This is a genomic window from Streptomyces sp. NPDC085932 (assembly GCF_044540525.1).
In the GTDB taxonomy this organism is placed as follows: Bacteria; Actinomycetota; Actinomycetes; order Streptomycetales; family Streptomycetaceae; genus Streptomyces; species Streptomyces levis.
On record NZ_JBITSJ010000004.1, the window covers coordinates 69,834 to 89,459 of the forward strand.

The 19,626-nt window shown below is 72.2% G+C and carries 23 protein-coding genes; 9 read left to right on the forward strand and 14 right to left on the reverse strand.

Annotated elements, in window-relative coordinates; genetic code table 11:
- Nucleotides 1-117 precede the first annotated feature (117 nt).
- A complete protein-coding gene (locus tag ACIGAQ_RS20585) occupies nt 118-1,818 on the forward strand; it encodes a threonine/serine exporter family protein (protein WP_311688736.1) in 1,701 nt (566 codons plus the stop codon).
- Between the two features lie 39 nt (nt 1,819-1,857).
- Here the strand turns inward: ACIGAQ_RS20585 and ACIGAQ_RS20590 are convergent, their stop codons facing one another.
- Nucleotides 1,858-2,769 (reverse strand): VTT domain-containing protein, encoded by a 912-nt coding sequence (locus ACIGAQ_RS20590; protein WP_399784747.1) that lies wholly within the window; start codon nt 2,767-2,769, stop codon nt 1,858-1,860.
- A 134-nt stretch (nt 2,770-2,903) separates the two neighbouring features.
- Between ACIGAQ_RS20590 and ACIGAQ_RS20595 the strand changes: the two genes are divergently transcribed.
- Nucleotides 2,904-3,269, forward strand: coding sequence for a YbjQ family protein (locus tag ACIGAQ_RS20595; RefSeq protein WP_311688740.1), 366 nt, complete (start codon nt 2,904-2,906; stop codon nt 3,267-3,269).
- A gap of 16 nt (nt 3,270-3,285) precedes the next feature.
- On the opposite strand, the gene ACIGAQ_RS20600 is transcribed toward ACIGAQ_RS20595, so the two are convergent.
- The gene (locus ACIGAQ_RS20600; RefSeq protein WP_311688742.1) at nt 3,286-4,047 is read right to left on the reverse strand and encodes a MerR family transcriptional regulator; all 762 of its coding nucleotides are present in this window, start codon (nt 4,045-4,047) and stop codon (nt 3,286-3,288) included.
- Nucleotides 4,048-4,149: 102 nt separating this feature from the next.
- Here ACIGAQ_RS20600 and ACIGAQ_RS20605 point away from each other — a divergent pair, with 102 nt between their 5' ends.
- Complete coding sequence (locus ACIGAQ_RS20605; RefSeq protein ID WP_362284993.1) at nt 4,150-5,436, forward strand: ion channel protein; 1,287 nt, start codon at nt 4,150-4,152, stop codon at nt 5,434-5,436.
- A gap of 34 nt (nt 5,437-5,470) precedes the next feature.
- Nucleotides 5,471-6,877, forward strand: a complete 1,407-nt coding sequence (locus ACIGAQ_RS20610; RefSeq protein ID WP_399784752.1) for a glutamate decarboxylase — start codon at nt 5,471-5,473, stop codon at nt 6,875-6,877.
- A 14-nt stretch (nt 6,878-6,891) separates the two neighbouring features.
- On the opposite strand, the gene ACIGAQ_RS20615 is transcribed toward ACIGAQ_RS20610, so the two are convergent.
- The 6 genes from ACIGAQ_RS20615 to ACIGAQ_RS20640 all read right to left on the reverse strand — a co-directional run bounded on the left by ACIGAQ_RS20615 (nt 6,892) and on the right by ACIGAQ_RS20640 (nt 12,343).
- On the reverse strand, nt 6,892-7,653 hold the full coding sequence (locus tag ACIGAQ_RS20615; RefSeq protein ID WP_399784755.1) for an ABC transporter permease: 762 nt from the start codon (nt 7,651-7,653) through the stop codon (nt 6,892-6,894).
- Nucleotides 7,650-8,600 (reverse strand): ATP-binding cassette domain-containing protein, encoded by a 951-nt coding sequence (locus ACIGAQ_RS20620; RefSeq protein WP_399784758.1) that lies wholly within the window; start codon nt 8,598-8,600, stop codon nt 7,650-7,652. Before ACIGAQ_RS20620 ends, ACIGAQ_RS20615 begins: the two co-directional genes overlap by 4 nt.
- A 73-nt stretch (nt 8,601-8,673) precedes the next feature.
- Entirely contained in the window at nt 8,674-9,315 is a 642-nt protein-coding gene (locus ACIGAQ_RS20625) for a PadR family transcriptional regulator (protein WP_311688752.1), read from the reverse strand.
- A 10-nt stretch (nt 9,316-9,325) separates the two neighbouring features.
- Nucleotides 9,326-9,877, reverse strand: a complete 552-nt coding sequence (locus tag ACIGAQ_RS20630; RefSeq protein WP_399784761.1) for a DinB family protein — start codon at nt 9,875-9,877, stop codon at nt 9,326-9,328.
- Nucleotides 9,878-9,980: 103 nt separating this feature from the next.
- Nucleotides 9,981-11,444: an aldehyde dehydrogenase family protein gene (locus tag ACIGAQ_RS20635; RefSeq protein WP_399784764.1), complete on the reverse strand. Its 1,464-nt coding sequence runs from the start codon at nt 11,442-11,444 to the stop codon at nt 9,981-9,983.
- Nucleotides 11,445-11,518: 74 nt separating this feature from the next.
- Nucleotides 11,519-12,343, reverse strand: a complete 825-nt coding sequence (locus tag ACIGAQ_RS20640; protein WP_311688788.1) for a helix-turn-helix transcriptional regulator — start codon at nt 12,341-12,343, stop codon at nt 11,519-11,521.
- 364 nt (nt 12,344-12,707) lie between these two features.
- Between ACIGAQ_RS20640 and ACIGAQ_RS20645 the strand changes: the two genes are divergently transcribed.
- Nucleotides 12,708-13,202 carry an ATP-binding protein gene (locus ACIGAQ_RS20645; protein WP_399784767.1) on the forward strand — a complete coding sequence of 165 codons (495 nt, stop codon included), beginning with the start codon at nt 12,708-12,710 and terminating at the stop codon, nt 13,200-13,202.
- 89 nt (nt 13,203-13,291) lie between these two features.
- Here ACIGAQ_RS20645 and ACIGAQ_RS20650 read toward each other — a convergent pair whose 3' ends face one another.
- From ACIGAQ_RS20650 to rpmG, 5 genes are all read right to left on the reverse strand, one after another.
- Nucleotides 13,292-13,510 (reverse strand): DUF397 domain-containing protein, encoded by a 219-nt coding sequence (locus ACIGAQ_RS20650; protein WP_052310470.1) that lies wholly within the window; start codon nt 13,508-13,510, stop codon nt 13,292-13,294.
- Between the two features lie 660 nt (nt 13,511-14,170).
- Nucleotides 14,171-14,404, reverse strand: coding sequence for a 30S ribosomal protein S18 (gene rpsR, locus ACIGAQ_RS20655; protein WP_311688759.1), 234 nt, complete (start codon nt 14,402-14,404; stop codon nt 14,171-14,173).
- Nucleotides 14,405-14,411: 7 nt separating this feature from the next.
- Nucleotides 14,412-15,674 (reverse strand): GTP-binding protein, encoded by a 1,263-nt coding sequence (locus tag ACIGAQ_RS20660; RefSeq protein ID WP_399784770.1) that lies wholly within the window; start codon nt 15,672-15,674, stop codon nt 14,412-14,414.
- A gap of 4 nt (nt 15,675-15,678) precedes the next feature.
- Complete coding sequence (locus tag ACIGAQ_RS20665; RefSeq protein WP_399784773.1) at nt 15,679-15,927, reverse strand: type B 50S ribosomal protein L31; 249 nt, start codon at nt 15,925-15,927, stop codon at nt 15,679-15,681.
- Between the two features lie 2 nt (nt 15,928-15,929).
- Complete coding sequence (rpmG, locus tag ACIGAQ_RS20670) at nt 15,930-16,094, reverse strand: 50S ribosomal protein L33 (RefSeq protein ID WP_003991959.1); 165 nt, start codon at nt 16,092-16,094, stop codon at nt 15,930-15,932.
- Nucleotides 16,095-16,159: 65 nt separating this feature from the next.
- On the opposite strand from rpmG, the gene rpmB reads away from it, so the two are divergent.
- The 4 genes from rpmB (at nt 16,160) to ACIGAQ_RS20690 (ending at nt 18,351) form a co-directional block, all read left to right on the forward strand.
- The gene (gene rpmB, locus ACIGAQ_RS20675) at nt 16,160-16,396 is read left to right on the forward strand and encodes a 50S ribosomal protein L28 (protein ID WP_311688767.1); all 237 of its coding nucleotides are present in this window, start codon (nt 16,160-16,162) and stop codon (nt 16,394-16,396) included.
- Nucleotides 16,396-16,701: a 30S ribosomal protein S14 gene (rpsN, locus tag ACIGAQ_RS20680; RefSeq protein ID WP_311688769.1), complete on the forward strand. Its 306-nt coding sequence runs from the start codon at nt 16,396-16,398 to the stop codon at nt 16,699-16,701. The genes rpmB and rpsN overlap by 1 nt, the downstream gene beginning before the upstream one ends.
- Before the next feature lie 255 nt (nt 16,702-16,956).
- Complete coding sequence (locus ACIGAQ_RS20685; protein WP_399784778.1) at nt 16,957-17,490, forward strand: hypothetical protein; 534 nt, start codon at nt 16,957-16,959, stop codon at nt 17,488-17,490.
- 318 nt (nt 17,491-17,808) lie between these two features.
- Nucleotides 17,809-18,351 (forward strand): DUF4232 domain-containing protein, encoded by a 543-nt coding sequence (locus ACIGAQ_RS20690; protein ID WP_399784780.1) that lies wholly within the window; start codon nt 17,809-17,811, stop codon nt 18,349-18,351.
- Between the two features lie 90 nt (nt 18,352-18,441).
- Here the strand turns inward: ACIGAQ_RS20690 and ACIGAQ_RS20695 are convergent, their stop codons facing one another.
- A complete protein-coding gene (locus ACIGAQ_RS20695; RefSeq protein ID WP_399784783.1) occupies nt 18,442-19,542 on the reverse strand; it encodes a DUF2786 domain-containing protein in 1,101 nt (366 codons plus the stop codon).
- Nucleotides 19,543-19,626 lie beyond the last annotated feature (84 nt).

Below are 19,626 nucleotides of genomic sequence, written 5' to 3' on the forward strand. Positions count from 1 at the left end.
CGCCCCGGCGTCACCGGGCCGCACGCCTGCGTCGCGTGCGGCCCGTTCGTCCGTCTGTGCGCATACTGAGGCTGTGGGGGGTACGAGGCTGACGTGTCGTACAGGGAGCGCCAGGCAGTGACGGACGCGGAGGACCGCAAGCCCAGGTCGGACGAGGCGAGGAGTGCCTTCGCACCTCCGTCCGGGGCCGCCGTCGACGGGGACATGTCGGTCACGTCGGAGTTCGCGATCCCCGAGGGTCTGGCGGTTCCCCGGGCGGCCGGACCGGAGTCCGAGACCACGTCCGAGTTCGCCGTTCCCCGAGGGCTGGACGTTGCGCACGCGCCGGGTGCCGAGGCGGAGGGGTCGGCGTTCACCCCGCCGAGCACGTACAGCGCGCGGCAGGCCCCGACGGCCTTCACCCCGCCGAACGGGATCCCGAAGGTCAGTCTGACCAAGGACGTGCCCTGGCAGGACCGGATGCGCACGATGCTGCGCATGCCGGTGGCGGAGCGGCCGGCTCCGGAGACCGCGCACCGCGGCGGCGACGACGACAGCGGGCCCGCGGTGCCGCGCGTGCTCGACCTGACGCTGCGTATCGGCGAGCTGCTGCTGGCCGGCGGCGAGGGCGCCGAGGACGTGGAGGCGGCGATGTTCGCCGTCTGCCGTTCGTACGGCCTGGACCGCTGCGAGCCGAACGTCACCTTCACGCTGCTGGCGATCTCGTACCAGCCCTCGCTCGTGGACGACCCGGTCACGGCGTCGCGGACCGTGCGGCGCCGGGGCACGGACTACACGCGGCTGGCGGCCGTGTACCAGCTGGTGGACGACCTGAGCGACGACGAGACGGCGGTCTCCCTGGAGGAGGCCTACCGGCGCCTCGCCGAGATCCGCCGCAACCGGCACCCCTATCCCGGCTGGGCGCTGACCGGGGCCAGCGGGCTGCTGGCGGGTGCGGCCTCGGTGCTGGTCGGCGGCGACCTGATCGTGTTCGTGGCGGCGGCGCTGGGCGCGATGCTGGGCGACCGGCTGGCGTGGCTGTGCGCGGGGCGCGGGCTGCCGGAGTTCTACCAGTTCACGGTCGCCGCGATGCCGCCGGCCGCGATCGGGGTCGCGCTGACGCTCGGCCACGTCGACGTGAAGGCCTCGGCGGTCATCACCGGTGGGCTGTTCGCGCTGCTGCCCGGGCGGGCGCTGGTGGCCGGGGTGCAGGACGGCCTGACCGGCTTCTACATCACCGCTTCCGCGCGGCTGCTGGAGGTCCTGTACTTCTTCGTGGGCATCGTCGCGGGTGTGCTGACGGTGCTGTACTTCGGCGTGCAGCTGGGGGCGCGGCTGAACCCGGACGCGAAGCTCGGGGTGTCCGACCAGCCGGTGCTGCTGATCGGCGCGTCGATGCTGCTGTCCCTGGCGTTCGCGGTGCTGCTGCAGCAGGAACGTTCCACCGTGGTGTGGGTGACGCTGAACGGGGGTGTCGCGTGGGTCGTGTACGGCGCGATGCACTACGCGGGCGACATCTCGCCGGTGGCGTCCACGGCGGCGGCCGCGGGGCTGGTGGGGCTGTTCGGGCAGTTGCTGTCCCGGTACCAGTTCGCCTCCGCGCTGCCCTACACGACCGCGGCGATCGGGCCCCTGCTGCCGGGTTCCGCGACGTACTTCGGGCTGCTGGCCATAGCGCAGAACGAGATCGACGAGGGGCTGGTGTCGCTGTCCAAGGCGGTGGCGCTCGCCATGGCCATCGCCATCGGGGTGAACCTGGGGTCCGAGATCTCGCGGCTGTTCCTGCGGATCGGTTCCGCGGAGAAGCGGCGGGCCGCGAAGCGCACGCGCGGGTTCTAGCGCGGTCTCCGCGGCCCGGACAGGGTCGGCTCGGCCCGATCAGTACCCGTTGTTGTACGGGCCCTGCTGGGTGCCGTACGGCTGCTGCCGGCCGTACGGCTGCTGCTGGCCGTAGCCGGGGGCCTGGGGGTACTGGTCGTAGTACTGCTGGTCGCTGTACTGCTGGTCGCTGTACTGCCGGTTGTCGTGCTGCCGGCCGTCGTGGCCGTTCTGCCGGTGCTGCGGCTGCTGCGCGGGCCGGTCGTCGGGGGCGATGCGGCGGAGCTGGGTCGTCGCGTCGTCCATGACCGGGGGGTGGGGCTGCGCGGCCGCGGGGGCCTCGGCCGCCGCGCGCTTCTTCTTCGAGCGGTCGCGCAGGTACTCGATGATGATCGGGACGACCGAGAGCAGGACGATCAGGATGAGGATCGACTCGACGTTCTTCTTGATGAAGTCGATCTGGCCCAGCCAGTAACCCGCGAGCGTGACGCCGGTGCCCCAGGCGATACCGCCGATGACGTTGTACGTCAGGAACGTGCGGTACTTCATGCGGCCGGCGCCGGCGACGATGGGGGCGAACGTGCGCACGATGGGGACGAAGCGGGCCAGGACGATCGCCTTGGGACCGTACTTCTCCATGAACTCGTGGGCCTTGTCCAGGTTCTCCTGCTTGAACAGCTTGGAGTTGGGACGGTTGAACAGCTTCGGGCCCAGGAACTTGCCGATCATGTAGCCCACTTGGTCGCCGATGACGGCGGCGAGCACGATCAGCGTGCAGACCAGCCACAGCGGCTGGGTGATGTACGTGCCCTCGGCGACGAAGAGGCCCGCCGTGAACAGCAGGGAGTCGCCGGGCAGGAACGCGAAGAGTCCGGACTCGGCGAACACGATGAGCAGAATGCCGGGCAGGCTGAACGTCGAGATCAGGTAGTCCGGGCTGAGCCACTCGGGGCCGAGCGCAAGCGTGGTCACGGGGATGTGGCTCCTGCTGCTGTGGGGTACGGGCTGGGGCTGACTGCCTCAAAGTATCAACGCTGCCGTCGCGGCCCGGGTTCCATGGGGGATATCAGGATGCACCGTGGCCCGTCCCGGGCAAAGCTGTGGGCATGGGCATCGATGAATACGGCGGCGGACAGGGCCCTCAGCCCGACGTCCTCGTCGTCACCACGAACGACGTACCCGGCTACTACGTGCAGGAGGTGCTCGGCGAGGTCTTCGGCCTGACCGTGCGCTCCCGGCACCTGGGGAGCCAGATCGGCGCCGGGCTGAAGTCGATGGTCGGCGGCGAGCTGCGCGGGCTCACCAAGACGCTCGTGCAGACGCGCAACCAGGCCATGGAGCGCCTCGTCGAGCAGGCACGCGCGCGGGGCGCCAACGGCGTGCTGGCGTTCCGCTTCGACGTGACGGAGGCGGCGGACGTGGGCACCGAGGTGTGCGCGTACGGCACGGCGGTGGTGCTGGCCCGGGAGTAGCCCTCCCGGGCCGGGATCAGGAGGTGTGGCGGGCCGCGTTCGCGGCGATCGCCTCCTTGAGGTGCTCCGCCAGGCCCGGGCGCACGGACTCGTAGAACGCCTTGAAGCGCTCGTCGGCGACGTACATCTCGCCGAGGCTGCGGTGCAGTTCGTAGGGGCACTCGTAGTACCAGGTGCAGATGTGCTGCCGGTGCTCCTCCGCCAGGGCCATGGCCGCCTCGCCGGTGGGCGGTTCGCCGGCGGTCATCAGGGCGTCGTAGCGGCGCCCCCAGTCGGCGGTCTGGTCCTGGATCCGCTGCCAGTCGTCCTTGGTGTACCGGGCGACGCGGCGCTGCGACTCGGCGTACTGCTCCGTGCCGCCCCAGCGCGCCTCGGCCTCGTCGGCGTACTGCTCCGGGTCCTTGTCCCCGAAGACCTCGAACTTCTCCTCGGGCGTGAGGTTGATGCCCATCTTGCGTGCCTCCATGGCGTGCTCCACGGCCGCCGCCATCTTGCGCAGCTGCTCGATCCGGGCGGTCAGCAGGTCGTGCTGGCGGCGCAGGTGCGCGCGCGGGTCCGCCTCGGGGTCGTCGAGCAGGACGGCGACCTCGTCGAGCGGGAAGCCGAGCTCGCGGTAGAACAGGATCTGCTGCAGCCGGTCGAGGTCGGCGTCGCTGTAGCGCCGGTGGCCCGCGTGGCTGCGCTCGCCGGGCACGAGCAGGCCGATCTCGTCGTAGTGGTGCAGGGTGCGCACCGTGACGCCGGCGAAGCCCGCGACCTGTCCCACGGAGTAGCTCACTTCCGCTCCCTTCTTCTTCCGTGCTCCACGGTCGGGCCTCACGCCACGTGAGGTGCAAGCGTGTTTCCCGTTTGTACCGTTTGATCCGCTTATCGTGTGCCCGTGGTCCAGGACACCGGGCAGCGGGCGCCCTCCGTCACCCCCGCGACCCCCGCGCGCGTGCTGCTGCCGTCGATCGTGCCCGCCGCGGCCGTCGGCGTGCTCTGTGCCCTCGTGCTGGTCGGCGTGAGCGCCGCCGCCGAGGAGCTGCAGAAGGTGCTGTGGGGTCCCCTCCCGGACGCGCTGGGGATCGGCCGGTACTCCGTGCTGTGGATGGTCGTGATGCTCGTCGCGACGGGTGTGGCGGTCGGGCTCGTGGTGTGGCGGATGCCGGGGCACGCGGGGCCCGATCCGGCCACCGTCGGCCTGGACGCCCCGGTCCTGCCCCCCGCCGTGCTGCCGGGGCTGCTGCTGGCGACCGCGCTGATGCTGGCCGGCGGGCCCAGCCTCGGCCCGGAGAACCCGATCATCACGGTGAACGTCGCCCTGGCCGCCTGGCTGGGGGCGCGCGCCCTGCCGAAGGCACCCGGCCGCGTCTGGCCCGCGCTGGCGGAGGCGGCGACCATCGGCGCCCTGTTCGGCACGCCGGTCGCCGCCGCCCTGGTCATCTCCGAGGCGCTGGCCCGCCAGGAGACCCGCGGACTGCTGTGGGACAACGTCTTCGCGCCGCTGACCGCGGGCGCGGCCGGGGCGCTGACCGCCTCCCTGATCGACCACCCGAGCTTCGACCTGGACCTGCCGTCCTTCGGCCGGCCGGGCTGGGGCGACCTGCTGGCGGCGGTCGTGATCGCCTCGGCGGGCGCGCTGCTCGGCATGGCCGCCGTGCGGGCCTTCCCGTACGTGCACGCGGCCTTCGCCACCCTGCGGCATCCGATGCTGATGCTCCCGGCGGGCGGGCTGGTGCTGGGCGGTCTCGCGGCGCTGGGCGGCCATCTGACGCTGTTCAAGGGGCTGGACGAGATCGCCGAGCTGGCGCACGACCCGGACGGCAGGTCGGCCGGCCGGTACGCCCTGCTGGCGGTGGTGAAGCTGGCCGCGCTGCTGGTCGCCGCCTCCTGCGGCTTCCGGGGCGGGCGCATCTTCCCGGCCGTGTTCGTCGGCACCGCCCTCGGGCTGTGCGCCCACGCCCTGGTGTCCGGGGTGCATCCCTCGGTGGGCGTGTCGGCCGCGGTGCTCGGGATCCTGCTGGCGATCACCCGGCAGGGCTGGATCAGCCTGTTCGTCGCCGCGGTGCTGGTCGCCTCGCCCGGGATCCTCGCCCTGCTCTGCGTCGCCTCCCTGCCCGCCTGGCTGCTCGTCACGGGCCGCCCTCAGATGCAGCTGCGCGAGGACGGCACACCGGTCCGCTGACACCCCCCTGTCGAAACCACCCCTGGAGGCTCCCTTGCCGCTCGACGAAGGCACCCGCCGCTCCGGCGAAAGCCGTCTGTCCGTCAACCCCTTCTACGGCCCCGCCAACCCGGTCGGCGACATGGCCGAGGCCCCGCCCACCCACCGGCTCCCGGACCAGCCCATGGCCCCGGCCACCGCCCACCAGCTGGTCCGCGACGAGCTGATGCTCGACGGCAACGCCCGGCTGAACCTCGCCACCTTCGTCACCACCTGGATGGAGCCGGAGGCCGGGGTGCTGATGGCGGAGTGCCGCGACAAGAACATGATCGACAAGGACGAGTACCCGCGCACGGCCGAGCTGGAGCGGCGCTGCGTGGCGATGCTCGCCGACCTGTGGCACGCGCCCGACCCGTCGGCCGCGGTGGGCTGTTCGACGACCGGGTCGAGCGAGGCGTGCATGCTCGCCGGGATGGCGCTGAAGCGGCGCTGGTCCCGGCGCAACGCCGACCGGTACCCCGGGGCCCGGCCCAATCTGGTGATGGGCGTGAACGTGCAGGTCTGCTGGGAGAAGTTCTGCACCTTCTGGGAGGTGGAGGCACGGCTGGTCCCCATGGAGGGCGAGCGCTACCACCTGGACCCGCAGGCCGCCGTCGAGCTGTGCGACGAGAACACCATCGGGGTCGTCGGCATCCTGGGCTCCACCTTCGACGGCTCCTACGAGCCGATCGCCGAGCTGTGCGCGGCCCTGGACGCGCTGCAGGAACGGACGGGCCTGGACATCCCGGTGCACGTGGACGGGGCGTCCGGCGCGATGGTCGCGCCGTTCCTCGACGAGGACCTGGTGTGGGACTTCCGGCTGCCGAGGGTGGCCTCCATCAACACCTCGGGGCACAAGTACGGGCTGGTGTACCCGGGCGTCGGCTGGGCGCTGTGGCGGGACGCGGACGCGCTGCCCGAGGAGCTGGTGTTCCGGGTGAACTACCTGGGCGGCGACATGCCGACGTTCGCGCTGAACTTCTCCCGGCCGGGCGCCCAGGTCGTGGCGCAGTACTACACGTTCCTGCGGCTGGGCCGGGACGGCTACCGGGCCGTGCAGCAGGCCGCCCGGGACGTGGCCACGCGGCTCGCCGGGCGCATCGAGGCGCTCGGTGACTTCCGGCTGCTGACCCGGGGCGACCAGCTGCCGGTGTTCGCCTTCACGACCGCGCCGGAGGTCACGGCGTACGACGTCTTCGACGTATCGCGGCGGCTGCGGGAGCACGGCTGGCTGGTGCCCGCCTACACGTTCCCGGCGAACCGCGAGGACCTGTCCGTGCTGCGGGTGGTGTGCCGCAACGGCTTCTCCTCCGACCTCGCCGACCTGCTCGCCCAGGACCTGGAACGGCTGCTGCCGGAGCTGCGCCGGCAGCCGGGCCCGCTCACCCGGGACAAGGACGCGGCCACCGGCTTCCACCACTAGCGGGCCGACGGGTCCTAACGGCTCAGCCGTGCGAACCTCCTGACCGCCAGCGGGAAGAACATCGCGAGCAGGGCCAGGGGCCAGACGACCGCCCATCCGACGTGCCCGGACTCCGCGCCGGGCACACCGAACAGGTCCCGAACGGCCGTGGCGGTGTGGGACATGGGGTTCCACTCCACGGCCGTGCCGAGCCAGCCGGGCATCGAGTCGGGGGTGGCGAAGGCGTTGGACAGGAAGCCGACCGGCCAGACCAGGATCTGCACCGCCTGCACCAGCTCGGGCCTGCCCGCCACCAGGGCCAGGTGGATGCCGATCCACAGCATCGCGAAGCGGAACAGCAGCAGCAGGCCGACGGCGGCCAGGAGGGCCGCCGGACCGCCGCCGGGGCGCCAGCCGAGCGCGGCGCCCACGGCGATGAGCACCAGCAGGGTCAGCGCCGACTGGAGCATGTCGGCGGCGGAACGTCCCACCAGCACCGCCCCGTTGGCCATGGGCATCGAGCGGAAGCGGTCGATGACGCCCTTGTCCAGGTCCTGGGTGACGGCGATCATCGTGCCCTCCAGGCCGAAGGCCATGGTGAGGGCGAGCATGCCCGGGATCAGGTAGTCGCGGTAGTCCCCGGCCACGCCCCGGCCGCCGCCGACCAGGTAGCCGAACATCAGCAGCAGCATCACCGGGAAGACCAGGTTGACGGCCAGCTGGACCGGCTGCCGCTGCCAGCGGGCGAGCTCCCGGCGGGTCATGGTCCAGGAGTCGGTCAGTGCGTGAGCGGTCACGCGGCCTCCTTCTCTCGGGTGTCGTCCCCGGTCAGGTGCAGGAACACCTCGTCCAGCGTGGGGCGGCGCAGCGCCACGTCCTCCGCCCGGATCCCGGCCTGCTCCAGGGCCCGTACGACCGCCGACAGCGCCTCCATGCGGTCGGTCACCGGGGCGCTCAGCAGCCGCCGGTCCGCGTCGACGGTGACCCCGGTGAGGGGCAGCAGGGCGACGGCGGCGCCCAGGCTGCCCGCGTCCCGCAGGACCACGTCGATGCGGTCGCCGCCGGTGGCGGCCTTCAGTTCGTCCGCCGTGCCGTCGGCGATGACCCGGCCGGCGTCGACGACCGAGATGCGGTCGGCGAGCTGGTCGGCCTCCTCCAGGTACTGGGTGGTGAGCAGGACGGTCGTGCCGGCGCCGGCCAGCGAGCGGACGGAGTTCCACACCTCGGCGCGGCCGCGCGGGTCGAGGCCGGTGGTCGGCTCGTCCAGGAAGAGCACCTCGGGCTCGGTGATCAGGGATGCCGCCAGGTCCAGGCGGCGCCGCATGCCGCCGCTGTACTGCCGGACCGCCTTGCGGCCGGTGCCGGCCAGGCCGAAGCGCTCCAGGAGTTCGTCCGCACGCGCGCGTGCCCTCCGTGCACCCAGGTGGTGCAGCCGGCCGAACAGCTCCAGGTTCTGCCGGCCGCCGAGCTCCTCGTCGAGGGCGGCGTGCTGGCCGAGCAGGCCGATGCGCAGCCGGACGGCGTAGGCCTCGCGCACCACGTCGTGGCCGGCGACCTCGATCCGGCCCGCGTCGGGCCGCAGCAGCGTGGACAGAATCCGGACCAGGGTGGTCTTGCCCGCACCGTTCGGGCCGAGCACCCCGTGCACCGTGCCGCGCGCGACCGTGAGGTCGAGCCCGTCCAGCGCCTTCTTCGTGCCGTACCTCTTCTGTGCGCCTTCCACGGTGATCGCCGCGTCGGCCACTGAGCCTCCCTTGTTAGTCAAACTTGACTACAGGCTCGAACGTAACCCTCCCTCCGCCATTCGTCAAATTTGATTAGAGGGCGTCCCCGGGATGCCGCTCCCCCGTCGCGTACGGGTTCTCCTCGCCCTCCGCCAGGATTCCCACGAACGGGTCGCCCTCGTCGGCGAAGGTGTAGGCGCCGCCCTCGATGCGCTCGATCAGGCCGCGGGTCCACTCGGCCTCCGAGTCGGCCGTGTGGACCCACATGTTCATGATCTCCCCGATGTGACCGAGCTGCCCGGGCCCCTCCTCGGGCACGTAGTGCTCCAGGACGGAGGCCCGCCACTGCTCGATCCGCAGGGTGCGCTCCTTGAGCAGCGCGACGGCCTCCGCCCGCGGCAGGTCGACCACGAATCCGACCGCCGCCGTCTTCACGTCCCCACGCTGGTCGTAGGTGACCAGCGCTTCCCGCAGCAGCCGGAAGTACTCCTCGGTGCCCGGCTCGGTGATCTCGTACTCCGTGCGCGGCGGACCGCCGGCCGTGGACGGGGCGATCTCGTGCGCGTGCAGCAGCCCCTGCTTCGCCATCTGCTTCAGGGCGTGGTAGATCGAGCCGGGCTTGGCGTTGGACCACTCGTGCGCGCCCCAGTACTCCAGGTCGTTGCGCACCTGGTAGCCGTGGGCGCGGCCGTGCATACGGACCGCGCCGAGCACGAGAAGACGGATCGCTGACATACGGTCCAGGTTAGGACCCGGCCGCCACCTGCTGTTCCGCGGCCACCAGCTCGAAGGCCGTCCGGCCGTCCAGCGACTCGCGGATGATGTCGGCGTGACCGGCGTGCCGGGCCGTCTCGCGGATCAGGTGCAGGCAGAGCCAGCGCATGGACAGCTGCTCGTCCTTCAGGTTCCAGGAGGTCGCCGGCAGCTCGAAGGTGTCGTCGAGGCTGGGCACGGCGCGGATGAACGCCTCCGTCTCGGCGGCCACCTTCTCGTAGTACGCGAGCTGCGACTCCACGGTCTCGTCGCCCACCAGCACGAAGCACTCGTGCCAGTTCGACTCGTCCCGGTGGACGGCCGGCGGCTCGCCCTTGGCCCGGGCGATCCAGCCCTGCTCGACCTCCGCGACGTGCTTGAGCAGCCCGGCCAGGGACAGCTCGCTGGCACTCGGCCGGGACGACGCCTGCTCCGCCGTCAGACCGAGCAGCGCCCGGCGGATGCCGCCGCGCTGCTCGGCGATGAAGGACAGAAGCGCTCCGCGCTCGTCACCGGGTGCCTCGGGTCCCACGTGCGTCACCATGACCGGTCGCCTTTCGTCTGTGGGGCTGCTGCCTGACACCAACGAAGCTACGGGCCCTTGCGGTCAGCTTCTGTCCGCAAGGGCCCGGCGGGTCCCACTGGGTTCAGAACGGGAAGCCGCTGCGGCCGTGCTGCACCGAGATCCACTTGGTCGTGGTGAAGGCGTCCAGCATCGTGTCGCCGTTGAGCCGGCCGAGGCCGGAGTGCTTCTCTCCGCCGAAGGGGACGATCGGCTCGTCGTGGACCGTGCCGTCGTTCACGTGGAACATGCCCGTGTCGATCCGCTTGGCGAAGTTCACGCCGCGCTCGATGTTCCCGGTGTGCACGGCCCCGCTCAGCCCGTACGGGGTGTCGTTGACGATGCGCACGGCCTCCTCCTCGCCGTCGAACGGCACGAGGAAGGCGACCGGGCCGAAGACCTCCTGGCGCAGCAGTGCCGAGTCGGCGGGGACATCGGTCAGCACCGACGGCTCCACGAGGTTGTCCGTGCGGCCGCCGCGCACCAGGGCCGTGGCGCCCTCGGCGAGGGCCTGCTCGACCACGCCGGCGACCGCGTCGGCCTGCTGGGAGTTGATCACCGGGCCGATGACGGTCTGCGGGTCGCGCGGGTCGCCCGCCTTCAGGCTCTTCACCTTGGCGACGAACTTCTCGGTGAACTCCTCGGCCACCGACCGGTCGACCAGGACGCGGTTGGCGGCCATGCAGACCTGGCCCTGGTGGACGTACCGGCTGAAGACGGCCGCGTCGACCGCGTAGTCGACGTCGGCGTCGTCGAGGACCACCAGCGCGCTGTTGCCGCCCAGTTCGAGGACGGCCCGCTTGAACTGGCGGGCGCAGACGGTGGCCACGTGCCGGCCGACCTGGTCGGAACCGGTGAAGGAGATGACCTTGGGGACCGGGTGCTCGATGAACGCGTCGCCGATCTCCGCGATGTCGGTGATGACGACGTTGAGCAGACCGCCGGGCAGCCCCGCGTCCTCGAAGATCTTCGCCACCAGCGAACCGCCGACGATCGGGGTGTTCTGGTGCGGCTTGAGCACCACGGCGTTGCCCAGGGCGAGCGCCGGGGCGACCGACTTGACCGACAGCAGGAACGGGAAGTTGAAGGGGCTGATCACGCCCACGACCCCGACCGGGACGCGGTAGACGCGGTTCTCCTTGCCGTCCACCGGGGAGGGGATGATGCGGCCCTCGGGAGCCAGCGCCAGATGGACCGCCTCGCGCAGGAACTCCTTGACGAGGTGCAGCTCGAAGGCGGCCTTCAGGCGCGTGCCGCCGAGCTCGGCGATGATGGCCTCGGAGATCTCCGCCTCGCGCTCCTCGACGAGGCTCAGGGCCTTCTCGAAGACCGCGCGGCGGGCGTACGGATTGGTCGCGGCCCACTGCTTCTGGGCGCGGGCCGCCGCCCGGTACGCCTGATCGACCTCGTCGGCCGTGGCTATGGTGATCGACGCCAGCTTCTCGTCGTCGTACGGGTTGAAGTCGATGATGTCCCAGGATCCGGTACCCGGGCGCCACTCACCGTCGATGTACTGCTGTGCAAGGTCGGTGAAGTAGGACGACGACATGTGTGATCCCTCGATCCCTGGCAGACCCTCGATCGCGCCTTCACGATCTGATCACACGTCATCGTACTGGCGTCTCAGGAGAGTTGGAGGAGTCCCCGAAGAAGATCCCGGCTCTCCGACGGGCCCGGACTGTCGCTCTGCAGCTCCTTGAGCGCCTTCTCGTACTGGGCGACGTCCTCGGCCTTGTCCAGGTACAGCGCGCTGGTCAGCTGCTCCAGGTAGACCACGTCCGAGAGGTCGGACTCCGGGAAGCTGAGGATCGTGAACGCGCCACTTTCGCCGGAGTGGCCGCCGAGGCTGAACGGCATCACCTGCAGCCGCACGTTGGGCCGCTCGGAGATCTCGATGAGGTGCTGGAGCTGGCCGCGCATGACCTCGCGGTCGCCGTAGGGGCGGCGCAGCGCGGCCTCGTCCAGGACGATGTGGAAGTCGGGCGCGCGCTCGTCGACCAGGTACTTCTGCCGCTCCAGGCGCAGCGCCACCCGCCGCTCGACGTCGGCCTCGCTGGCGCCCTGCATGCCGCGGCGGACCACCGCGTGCGCGTAGGCCTCGGTCTGCAGCAGGCCGTGCACGAACTGCACCTCGTAGGCCCGGATCAGCGAGGCGGCGCCCTCCAGGCCGACGTAGGTCGGGAACCAGCTGGGCAGCACGTCCGAGTAACTGTGCCACCAGCCCGCGACGTTGGCCTCCTTGGCCAGGGACAGCAGGGAGGCACGCTCCTGTTCGTCCGTGATGCCGTAGAGGGTCAGCAGGTCTTCCACGTCTCTGGTCTTGAAGCTCACCCGGCCCAGCTCCATCCGGCTGATCTTCGACTCGGAGGCGCGGATCGAGTAGCCCGCGGCCTCGCGCGTGATGCCCCGCGCCTCACGCAGTCGCCTGAGTTGTGATCCGAGCAGCATGCGCCGCACCACCGATCCCGGCTCTCCCGCGCTCACGTTCGCCAGCCTCCCCAACGTCTTCAGGGGCCGAAGTCTGCCACTAAAACACTCCGAGCAGTACTCGTCCGGTTACGGAAACGGAATCGAGACAGTCGGCGCACGCGCACGCACTCAAGAAACGGGGAAGTGAACGGCCGGAAGGGGACGCGAAGATGACGGAAAAATTGACCAAGAAGCGGTACGGGACGGCTTAATCCGGTCACCTGCACGTGCATCTGCCCTTGCATCTGCTGTACGCATCCGAAACCATGGTCCCGCACCACCGCCGCATCGCACCGACCGCGAATTCCCGGGAGTGCCTCGCATGGGGACGAATGGATCGACCATGCTCGAGCCGTTACGGCAGGGCCTTCCGCCGCTCGACCCCGCGGCCGTGTCCGACGCCGCCTCCTGTGCCCTCCCCGCCCGCTTCGAAGCGGTGCGCGAGGCGCGGAGGTTCACCCGCAGAACCCTCGACCAGTGGGACATGGGCGAGCGTTTCGACGACGTCTGCCTCGTCGTCTCGGAGCTCGTCACCAACGCCCTGCGGCACGGCCTGACGGCGGACGCCCCGTGCGCCGGTCCGCACGAGCCGCCCGTGCGGCTGCACCTGATGCGCTGGACCGAGCGGCTCGTGTGCGCGGTGCGCGACCCCAGTCACGACAGCCCCGTCACCCGGGAGACCGACGACTTCTCGGCCGAGTCGGGCCGCGGGCTGTTCCTCGTCGACTCCTTCAGCGACAGCTGGGGCTGGCACCCGATGGCCGGCGCGCTGAGCGGCAAGGTGGTGTGGGCGCTGTTCCGGCTGCCCCGGACCGGAGCACGGCCGCACGCCGAATGAGGAACCGCGGCGCCTCCTCGCGCCGCGGTTCTACGCGCGTCACGGCGTGTTGACCGCCGGTCGCCCACCGTCAGGGGGCCCGCACGGCGTCAGCCGCCCACCAGGTGGTCGAACTCGCCGTCCTTCACACCCAGCAGCATCGCCTCGATCTCCGCACGGGTGTAGACCAGCGCCGGACCGTCGGGGAAGCGGGAGTTGCGCACGGCCACGTCCCCGCCCGGCAGGCGGGCGAACTCCACGCACGAGCCCTGCGAGTTGCTGTGCCGGCTCTTCTGCCAGGCCACACCGTGCAGCCTGGTGGCCGCCATACCGTTGTACACGTCGTGGTCCACAGGTCGCTCCCCGGTGGTGCACTGGCTGGTGTGGCCATTGATGCATCGGTCAACTGACCCGGATCATAGCTCTGTTCAAGTGCAGATGCATGGGCAGATGCACGTGCACGGGGGGTGGTCCTCCGGTTACAGCTTTGACCGCCGCTTGACCGGAGCCTTGCCTGGTTGGACGCCCGGACACCGGCGCGCGTTCCCGGCGGACGGTGGTGAAGTAGGCGGGTTCGGCGGAGGTCTCGTGGAGGCGGAGCATCCGCTCGGCGGCACGCCCCGGCGGCTGTGCGGCTGCGGGAGGGGCGGACCGGCCCTTATGTGGAAGCGGTTTCCGCAGGCCGGGAGCAGGGAGAGACAGGCCGTACGCGGGACGGGGAGGTCGTCCCGCTGGGCGAGGTCCGGCTCGGACCGTCGCCGGACCCGTGCCGGGCGCGCGGCACCGCACGACCCGGAGGAGGTGTCCCGCCGGGGGTCGGCCGGACGTCCGGCGGGCGGCGGCCGACCGGGCACGCAGCCGGTCCGGGTACGGCCCGGGCGCGGGTGCGGGAGCCGGCCGCTTCACGGGGAAGAGGTCCCCCACCCGTCAAGCGTGGGGAACCTCACCCGGATCCGTACGTGTTCAGCGGCCGGTGCGCGGCAGCAGGCTCAGCGGCCGGCGTACGGCAGCAGCGCCATCTCGCGCGCGTTCTTGACCGCCCGGGCCAGCTGCCGCTGCTGCTGGGCCGACACCCGGGTGACGCGACGGCTGCGGATCTTGCCGCGGTCGGAGATGAACTTCCGCAGCAGGTCGGTGTCCTTGTAGTCGATGTATGTGATCCCGGCCTGGTCCAGGGGGTTGGGCCGGTTCTTCGCGGGCTTGCGCTCGGGCTTGCGGGGCATGGCGGGGTCAGACCTCCAGGAGGGTGTCGAAGGCGTGCGGCAGCCGCTGCCAGGCGTCGCGCCCGGCGGCGTACTCGGCGTCGGTCAGCAGGCAGGACTCCAGCAGCCGCTCCAGGCCGTCCCGGTCGAGGCCGGGCGAGGTGAAGACCAGGTGCTGGCAGCGGTCGCCGTGCTCGGGGTGCCAGTCCAGCGCGGCGGCGGCGCGGCGCACCGGCGGGACCATCTCCCAGGCCGCGTCCGGCAGGGAGGCCAGCCACGGGCCCGCGCTCTCCACACACAGGGCGCCGCCCGCCGCGTCCCAGTGGAACAGCGTGTCGGGCTTGTCGGCCAGCCAGAAGCGGCCCCGGCTGCGGGCGGCCGCGCAGGTCAGGTCCTCCAGGGCGGCGTAGAGCCGCTCCGGGTGGAAGGGGCGGCGGCGGCTCCAGACCAGGGTGGAGACGCCGTGCGCGTCGGCCTCGGCGGGCAGCAGCGCGCAGGCCGGGTGCTGGGCGGCGGCCGCCGCCTCGACGTCGAAGCCGGCGAAGGCCGCCCGGGCCAGCGGGGAGAGCGGGCGCAGGCGCGGGGCCGGCGCGGTCAGGCCGTCGGCGTCCGTCATGGCGGGGGCTTCCCGCCCGGCGGCCTCTCGCCCGGTGGCCTCCTGTCCGGTGGCCTCGCGCCCGGTGGCCACCCGTTCGATGGCCACCCGGAGGGCCGTCGGGTGCAGCTGGTGGAGCAGTTCCCGGTCCTCGTCGTCGGCCTCGGGGGAGTCGGCGACGGCGAGGACGGGGGCGTACTCCAGCTGGCGCGCGAAGGTGTCGGCGACCGTGCGCTGGTCGGTCGCCGCCGCGGCGAGGCCGCCGTCGGCCAGGTCGTCGCCGTTGCCGAGATACGGCAGGACCAGGGCCGGGTCGACGGCGGTGATCACGCCGGTGACGGTGAGCCCGCCTGCCGCGACGACCTCGGCCATGGCCTTGGGCTCGACGGAGTCCCACAGCTCGACGACCGCGAGCCGGGTGGCACCGGCGTCCCGGAGCCGCTCCAGCTCCGGGACCAGGTCCTCGCGCAGGGCGCAGCACGCGCAGTCGTTGACGAGCGGCGCCTCCCCCGCGTCGAGGATGCCGCCGGCGTCCCGCACGGCCCGTACGACCGTGCCGGCGGCCGCCGTCGCCAGGTCGTGGTGGAGGACGACACTGCCGGGCACCTCGGCGAGCAGCCGGTCCACGGCCGCCCGGCGGGCGTCGGCGTGCAGCCCGCCGACGATCACGACGGGGAGCCCAGGGGAGACAGCCACGCGCTCAGCCCTTCTTTCCGTACCGGCGCTCGAAGCGCTCGACGCGGCCGGCGGTGTCCAGGACGCGCGCGGTGCCGGTGTAGAAGGGGTGGCTGACGTCGGAGATCTCGACGTCGACGACCGGGTAGGTGTTGCCGTCCTCCCACTCGATCGTCCTCTCGCTCGTCATGGTCGAGCGGGTGAGGAAGGCGTAGTCGGCGGCACGGTCGCGGAAGACGACGGGCCCGTACTCCGGGTGGATTCCCTGGCGCATGGTCAGCGCTCCTCTCGGAAGTCGACGTGGCGGCCGGCGACCGGATCGAACTTGCGCAGGGTCAGTCGGTCCGGGTCGTTGCGGCGGTTCTTGCGGGTGACGTAGGTGAAGCCGGTCCCGGCGGTGGACCGGAGCTTGATGACCGGACGGAGTTCGTTGCGTGCCATGCCGCTATGATACTGAAAACGACTTCCATTTGCATCAACGAGGCCAGAGAGGTACGTCACCACCCATGTCCGCGCACTGCATGCTGACCGGCGCCCAGCCGGGCTTCGGCAACCGCATCTCGCACTCCCACCGGCGCACGTCCCGCCGGTTCGACCCCAACATCCAGTCCAAGCGCTACTGGCTGCCGAGCGAGAGCCGGTACGTACGGCTGCGGCTGAGCGCCCGGGGGATCAAGACCGTCGACACGATCGGGATCGAGGCGGCCGTGGCCCGGATCCGCGCCCGGGGAGGGAAGGTCTGATGGCGAAGAAGAGCAAGATCGCGAAGAACGACCGGCGGCAGGAGATCGTCGCGCGGTACGCCGCCCGGCGCGCCGAGCTGAAGGAGATCATCCGCAGGCCCTCCTCGACGGACGCCGAACGCCTGGCCGCGCAGGCGGAACTGCGCCGGCAGCCCCGGGACGCGAGCGCCACGCGGGTGCGCAACCGGGATCAGGTGGACGGGCGGCCGCGCGGCTACTTCCGGGCGTTCGGGCTGTCCCGGGTGAGCCTGCGGGAGCAGGCGCACGCGGGGTATCTGCCCGGCGTGCGGAAATCGTCCTGGTAGGTCTGGAAGTCCAGGAGGTCCTGGGAGTCCAGGAGGTCCTGGGAGTTCTCGGTCCGGTAGGCGGGGAGTTCTCGAAGGCCGGCAGGCGGGAGTCCTGGTGGTCCTGGCAGGTGGGGCGGCCGGGGGTTGTGCCGCGGCCGTCCCGATCATTCCGAGGGCCCTTGACGGGCCCTGGTAGCTTGCTGCGATCGTTCCGGCCACGGGCCGGCCGGTGCTGTCGGGACCGGCCGGCCGGCTACAGCTTGGGGGCTTGCAGTGACTTCGGTGACCTTCTGGCGCCGCTCCGGCGCGGTGCGCGTCGCGGCGGCGGCCGCGGGGCTGGTGGGCGCGCTCGTGCTGACGGGGTGCAGCGGCGACGGTGACTCCGGGGACGACTCGGCGTCGAGCCCGGCCCCCTCGGCCACGGAGTCGCCCACAGCCGGCGGCTCGGACCCGGGCTCGGACGCCGGTTCCGGCGGAGCGGGCGCCGGCGAGCTGGCGGGCAGCTGGCTCGCGACGACCGACGGCAAGGCCGTGGCCCTGGTGATCACCGGGAAGCAGGCCGCGCTGTTCGCCACCGGCGGCAGCATCTGCAGCGGGACCGCGGGCGAGGAGTCCGGGATGCGGATGATCCGCCTGAAGTGCACGGACGGCAGCAAGAACCGGGCCACCGGCATGGTCGACTCCGTGAACGGCAGCAGCATGAAGGTCACCTGGGAGGGCGGTCTCGGCACGGAGACCTACACCAAGGCGGAGGGCGGCAAGCTGCCGACGGGCCTGCCCACGGCGAGCCTCGGCGCGCAGCAGTAGTGGAGCGCGAAGGGGGCCCTCCCAGCCACCTGGAGTGACGCGGGAGCCGTGGTCTGGCCGTGGCAGGGGCGCCTGGGGCGGCAGCGCACAGGAGTCGTGGCGGTCGCGCCCGGGGCAGCGACGCATGCGAGCCATGCCAGTGGCTCCCGGGGCGGCGGCATGCCAGCCGTGGCGGTGGCGCCCGGGGCGGCGGCGCACAGGGGCCCCGGCCGTCCGGCGTTCGGGGGATTCGCAGGGGGTGCGTGCCCGCCGGGTCGCCGGGTGCGTGATGATCCTGGGGCCCGATGCCGCTCCTGTTCATCACGCCCAGAGGAATCCATGCGCACCTTGCCCCTCACCCTGACCGCCGCCCTCGCCGCGACGCTCCTGCTGACCGGCTGCGGTGGTGGCGACACCGGCGCCACCGGCGACGACGACGCGAAGAACGCGGACCCGGCGAACGGTTCCGCCTGCGCCCTCGCCGACCTGGGCGTGGAGGTCGGGGCCGGCGCCGCCCCGGCCGCCGGGGACACCGGAACCGTCACCGTCACGCTGACCAACCAGGGCGCGGAGTGCACCCTGAAGGGCTTCCCCGCCGTGAAGCTGCAGGCCGATGACAGCACGGTGTCCGTGTCCCCCGAACAGTCCGCGCAGAGCCGGCCGCTCACGCTCGGCGAGGGCGGCACGACGTCCTTCACCCTCACGTACGTCCGGGGCGAGGCGGGCTCCGCGCAGAGCCTCCCCGTGCGGAAGGCGTCCTTCACCCTGCCCGGCGCCACCGGCGACGCGCACGAACTGACGTGGTCGTACGGCGAGGTCGCCCGGACGGACGACGGCGGCGTGGAGGCGTCGGTGAGCGGCTTCGAGTCCACCGGCGACTGACGGGGGACGGCGGACGGCGCCTCAGCACAGTGGCGGACGACGTCTCAGCGCAGTGGCGGACGGCGTCTCAGCGCAGTGGCGGGCGGCGTCTCAGCGCAGTGGCGGGCGGTGGTCGACGCGGGCCCGGTCCGCCGCCCGGGCGCCCTCCGTCCAGCCCGCCGCGTCGCTCACGCCGCGCAGCCGGGTGGTGGTCGTCTCCGGGAACATCCGGTCCAGCCGGCCGGTGACGGCGACGTCCCGGGAGGCCAGGACCGGGAGCAGGTCGTCGGACACCTGGGTCTCGGCCGCCGCTGCCAGGCGCGTGCCGATGCGGTGGGCGTAGGCCGCGAGGAACGACTGCCGGAACGTCTTGGTGCGCTTGCGGCCACCGGCCCGCTGCGCCGCCTCCGCCTTCGTCATCGCGGTCGTGGCCTGCACGAGGACTGAGGCGTAGAGGAGTTCGACGGCCTCCAGGTCGGTTTCGAAGCCGACGACGGTGGAGAAGCCGAGCGGCTCGTGCCACACCGCCCGGCAGTGGTTGGCGGTGGCGACGGCGTCGAGCAGCACCGCCTTGGCCTGCTCGTAGGGCGGCTCGACACCGATCCGGCAGGCCCCGGGCGTGTCGGGCGAGGGCGCCCGGGCCGCGAGCAGCGCCTCGTCGACGCTGTGCCGGGCCATCAGCTCCTGGGCCTTGGCGCTGAGCGCCTCCGCCTCCTCCGGGAACCCGGTCGCCTCCGCCTTCGCGAGCAGGGCACGGATGCGGGTGAGCATGCGGGACTCGGTCCTCGGCCCGCCCGGTGCCTCGTCGAGGGGCTCCAGGCCGGGCAGGCGCAGCAGCAGGCGGTACAGCTCCAGCACGGCCGTGGCGTGCGAGAAGCGGTCGGTGCGCGGCGGGGCACCGGCGGGCAGCTCCGCGAGCTGCGCGCTCCAGCGACGGCCGCGGGGGACGTCGTCGGGGGCCTGGGCCCGGATCAGGGCGGAGACGAGCAGGACGTGCGGCTCGTCCAGCTCCCGCCGGACGATCCGTACGACGTCGGCGGGCTGCCAGCCGCGACGCCAGGCCGCCGCCACGAACTCCCGCCCGCGCCGGGCGAGTTCCGCGTCCGCGGCCGGGTCGGAGGAGAGCAGGGACGCGCCGGTGTCGAGGGCGGTCTCGCCGGTCTCGTACAGGGCGGCTGCGAACGCGCGGTCGACGGTGCTGGGCGTACTCACGGGCCGATGGTGCCACGCCGGTCGGCTCAGGCGAACGGGACCTCCGAAGGTGTCAACTCGCGGTTGACACCCCTCGGGGGCGCA

Excerpts from the sequence above, each read along its gene's own strand:
- rpmB (WP_311688767.1), top strand. The coding sequence starts at position 16,160 with ATGTCCGCGCACTGCATGCTGACCGGCGCCCAGCCGGGCTTCGGCAAC.
- ACIGAQ_RS20595 (WP_311688740.1), top strand. The coding sequence starts at position 2,904 with ATGGGCATCGATGAATACGGCGGCGGACAGGGCCCTCAGCCCGACGTC.
- rpmG (WP_003991959.1), bottom strand. The coding sequence starts at position 16,094 with ATGGCACGCAACGAACTCCGTCCGGTCATCAAGCTCCGGTCCACCGCC.
- ACIGAQ_RS20625 (WP_311688752.1), bottom strand. The coding sequence starts at position 9,315 with ATGTCAGCGATCCGTCTTCTCGTGCTCGGCGCGGTCCGTATGCACGGC.
- ACIGAQ_RS20690 (WP_399784780.1), top strand. The coding sequence starts at position 17,809 with ATGCGCACCTTGCCCCTCACCCTGACCGCCGCCCTCGCCGCGACGCTC.
- ACIGAQ_RS20650 (WP_052310470.1), bottom strand. The coding sequence starts at position 13,510 with ATGGCGGCCACCAGGCTGCACGGTGTGGCCTGGCAGAAGAGCCGGCAC.
- ACIGAQ_RS20630 (WP_399784761.1), bottom strand. The coding sequence starts at position 9,877 with ATGGTGACGCACGTGGGACCCGAGGCACCCGGTGACGAGCGCGGAGCG.
- rpsN (WP_311688769.1), top strand. The coding sequence starts at position 16,396 with ATGGCGAAGAAGAGCAAGATCGCGAAGAACGACCGGCGGCAGGAGATC.
- ACIGAQ_RS20665 (WP_399784773.1), bottom strand. The coding sequence starts at position 15,927 with ATGCGCCAGGGAATCCACCCGGAGTACGGGCCCGTCGTCTTCCGCGAC.
- ACIGAQ_RS20640 (WP_311688788.1), bottom strand. The coding sequence starts at position 12,343 with ATGCTGCTCGGATCACAACTCAGGCGACTGCGTGAGGCGCGGGGCATC.
- rpsR (WP_311688759.1), bottom strand. The coding sequence starts at position 14,404 with ATGCCCCGCAAGCCCGAGCGCAAGCCCGCGAAGAACCGGCCCAACCCC.
- ACIGAQ_RS20635 (WP_399784764.1), bottom strand. The coding sequence starts at position 11,444 with ATGTCGTCGTCCTACTTCACCGACCTTGCACAGCAGTACATCGACGGT.
- ACIGAQ_RS20645 (WP_399784767.1), top strand. The coding sequence starts at position 12,708 with ATGCTCGAGCCGTTACGGCAGGGCCTTCCGCCGCTCGACCCCGCGGCC.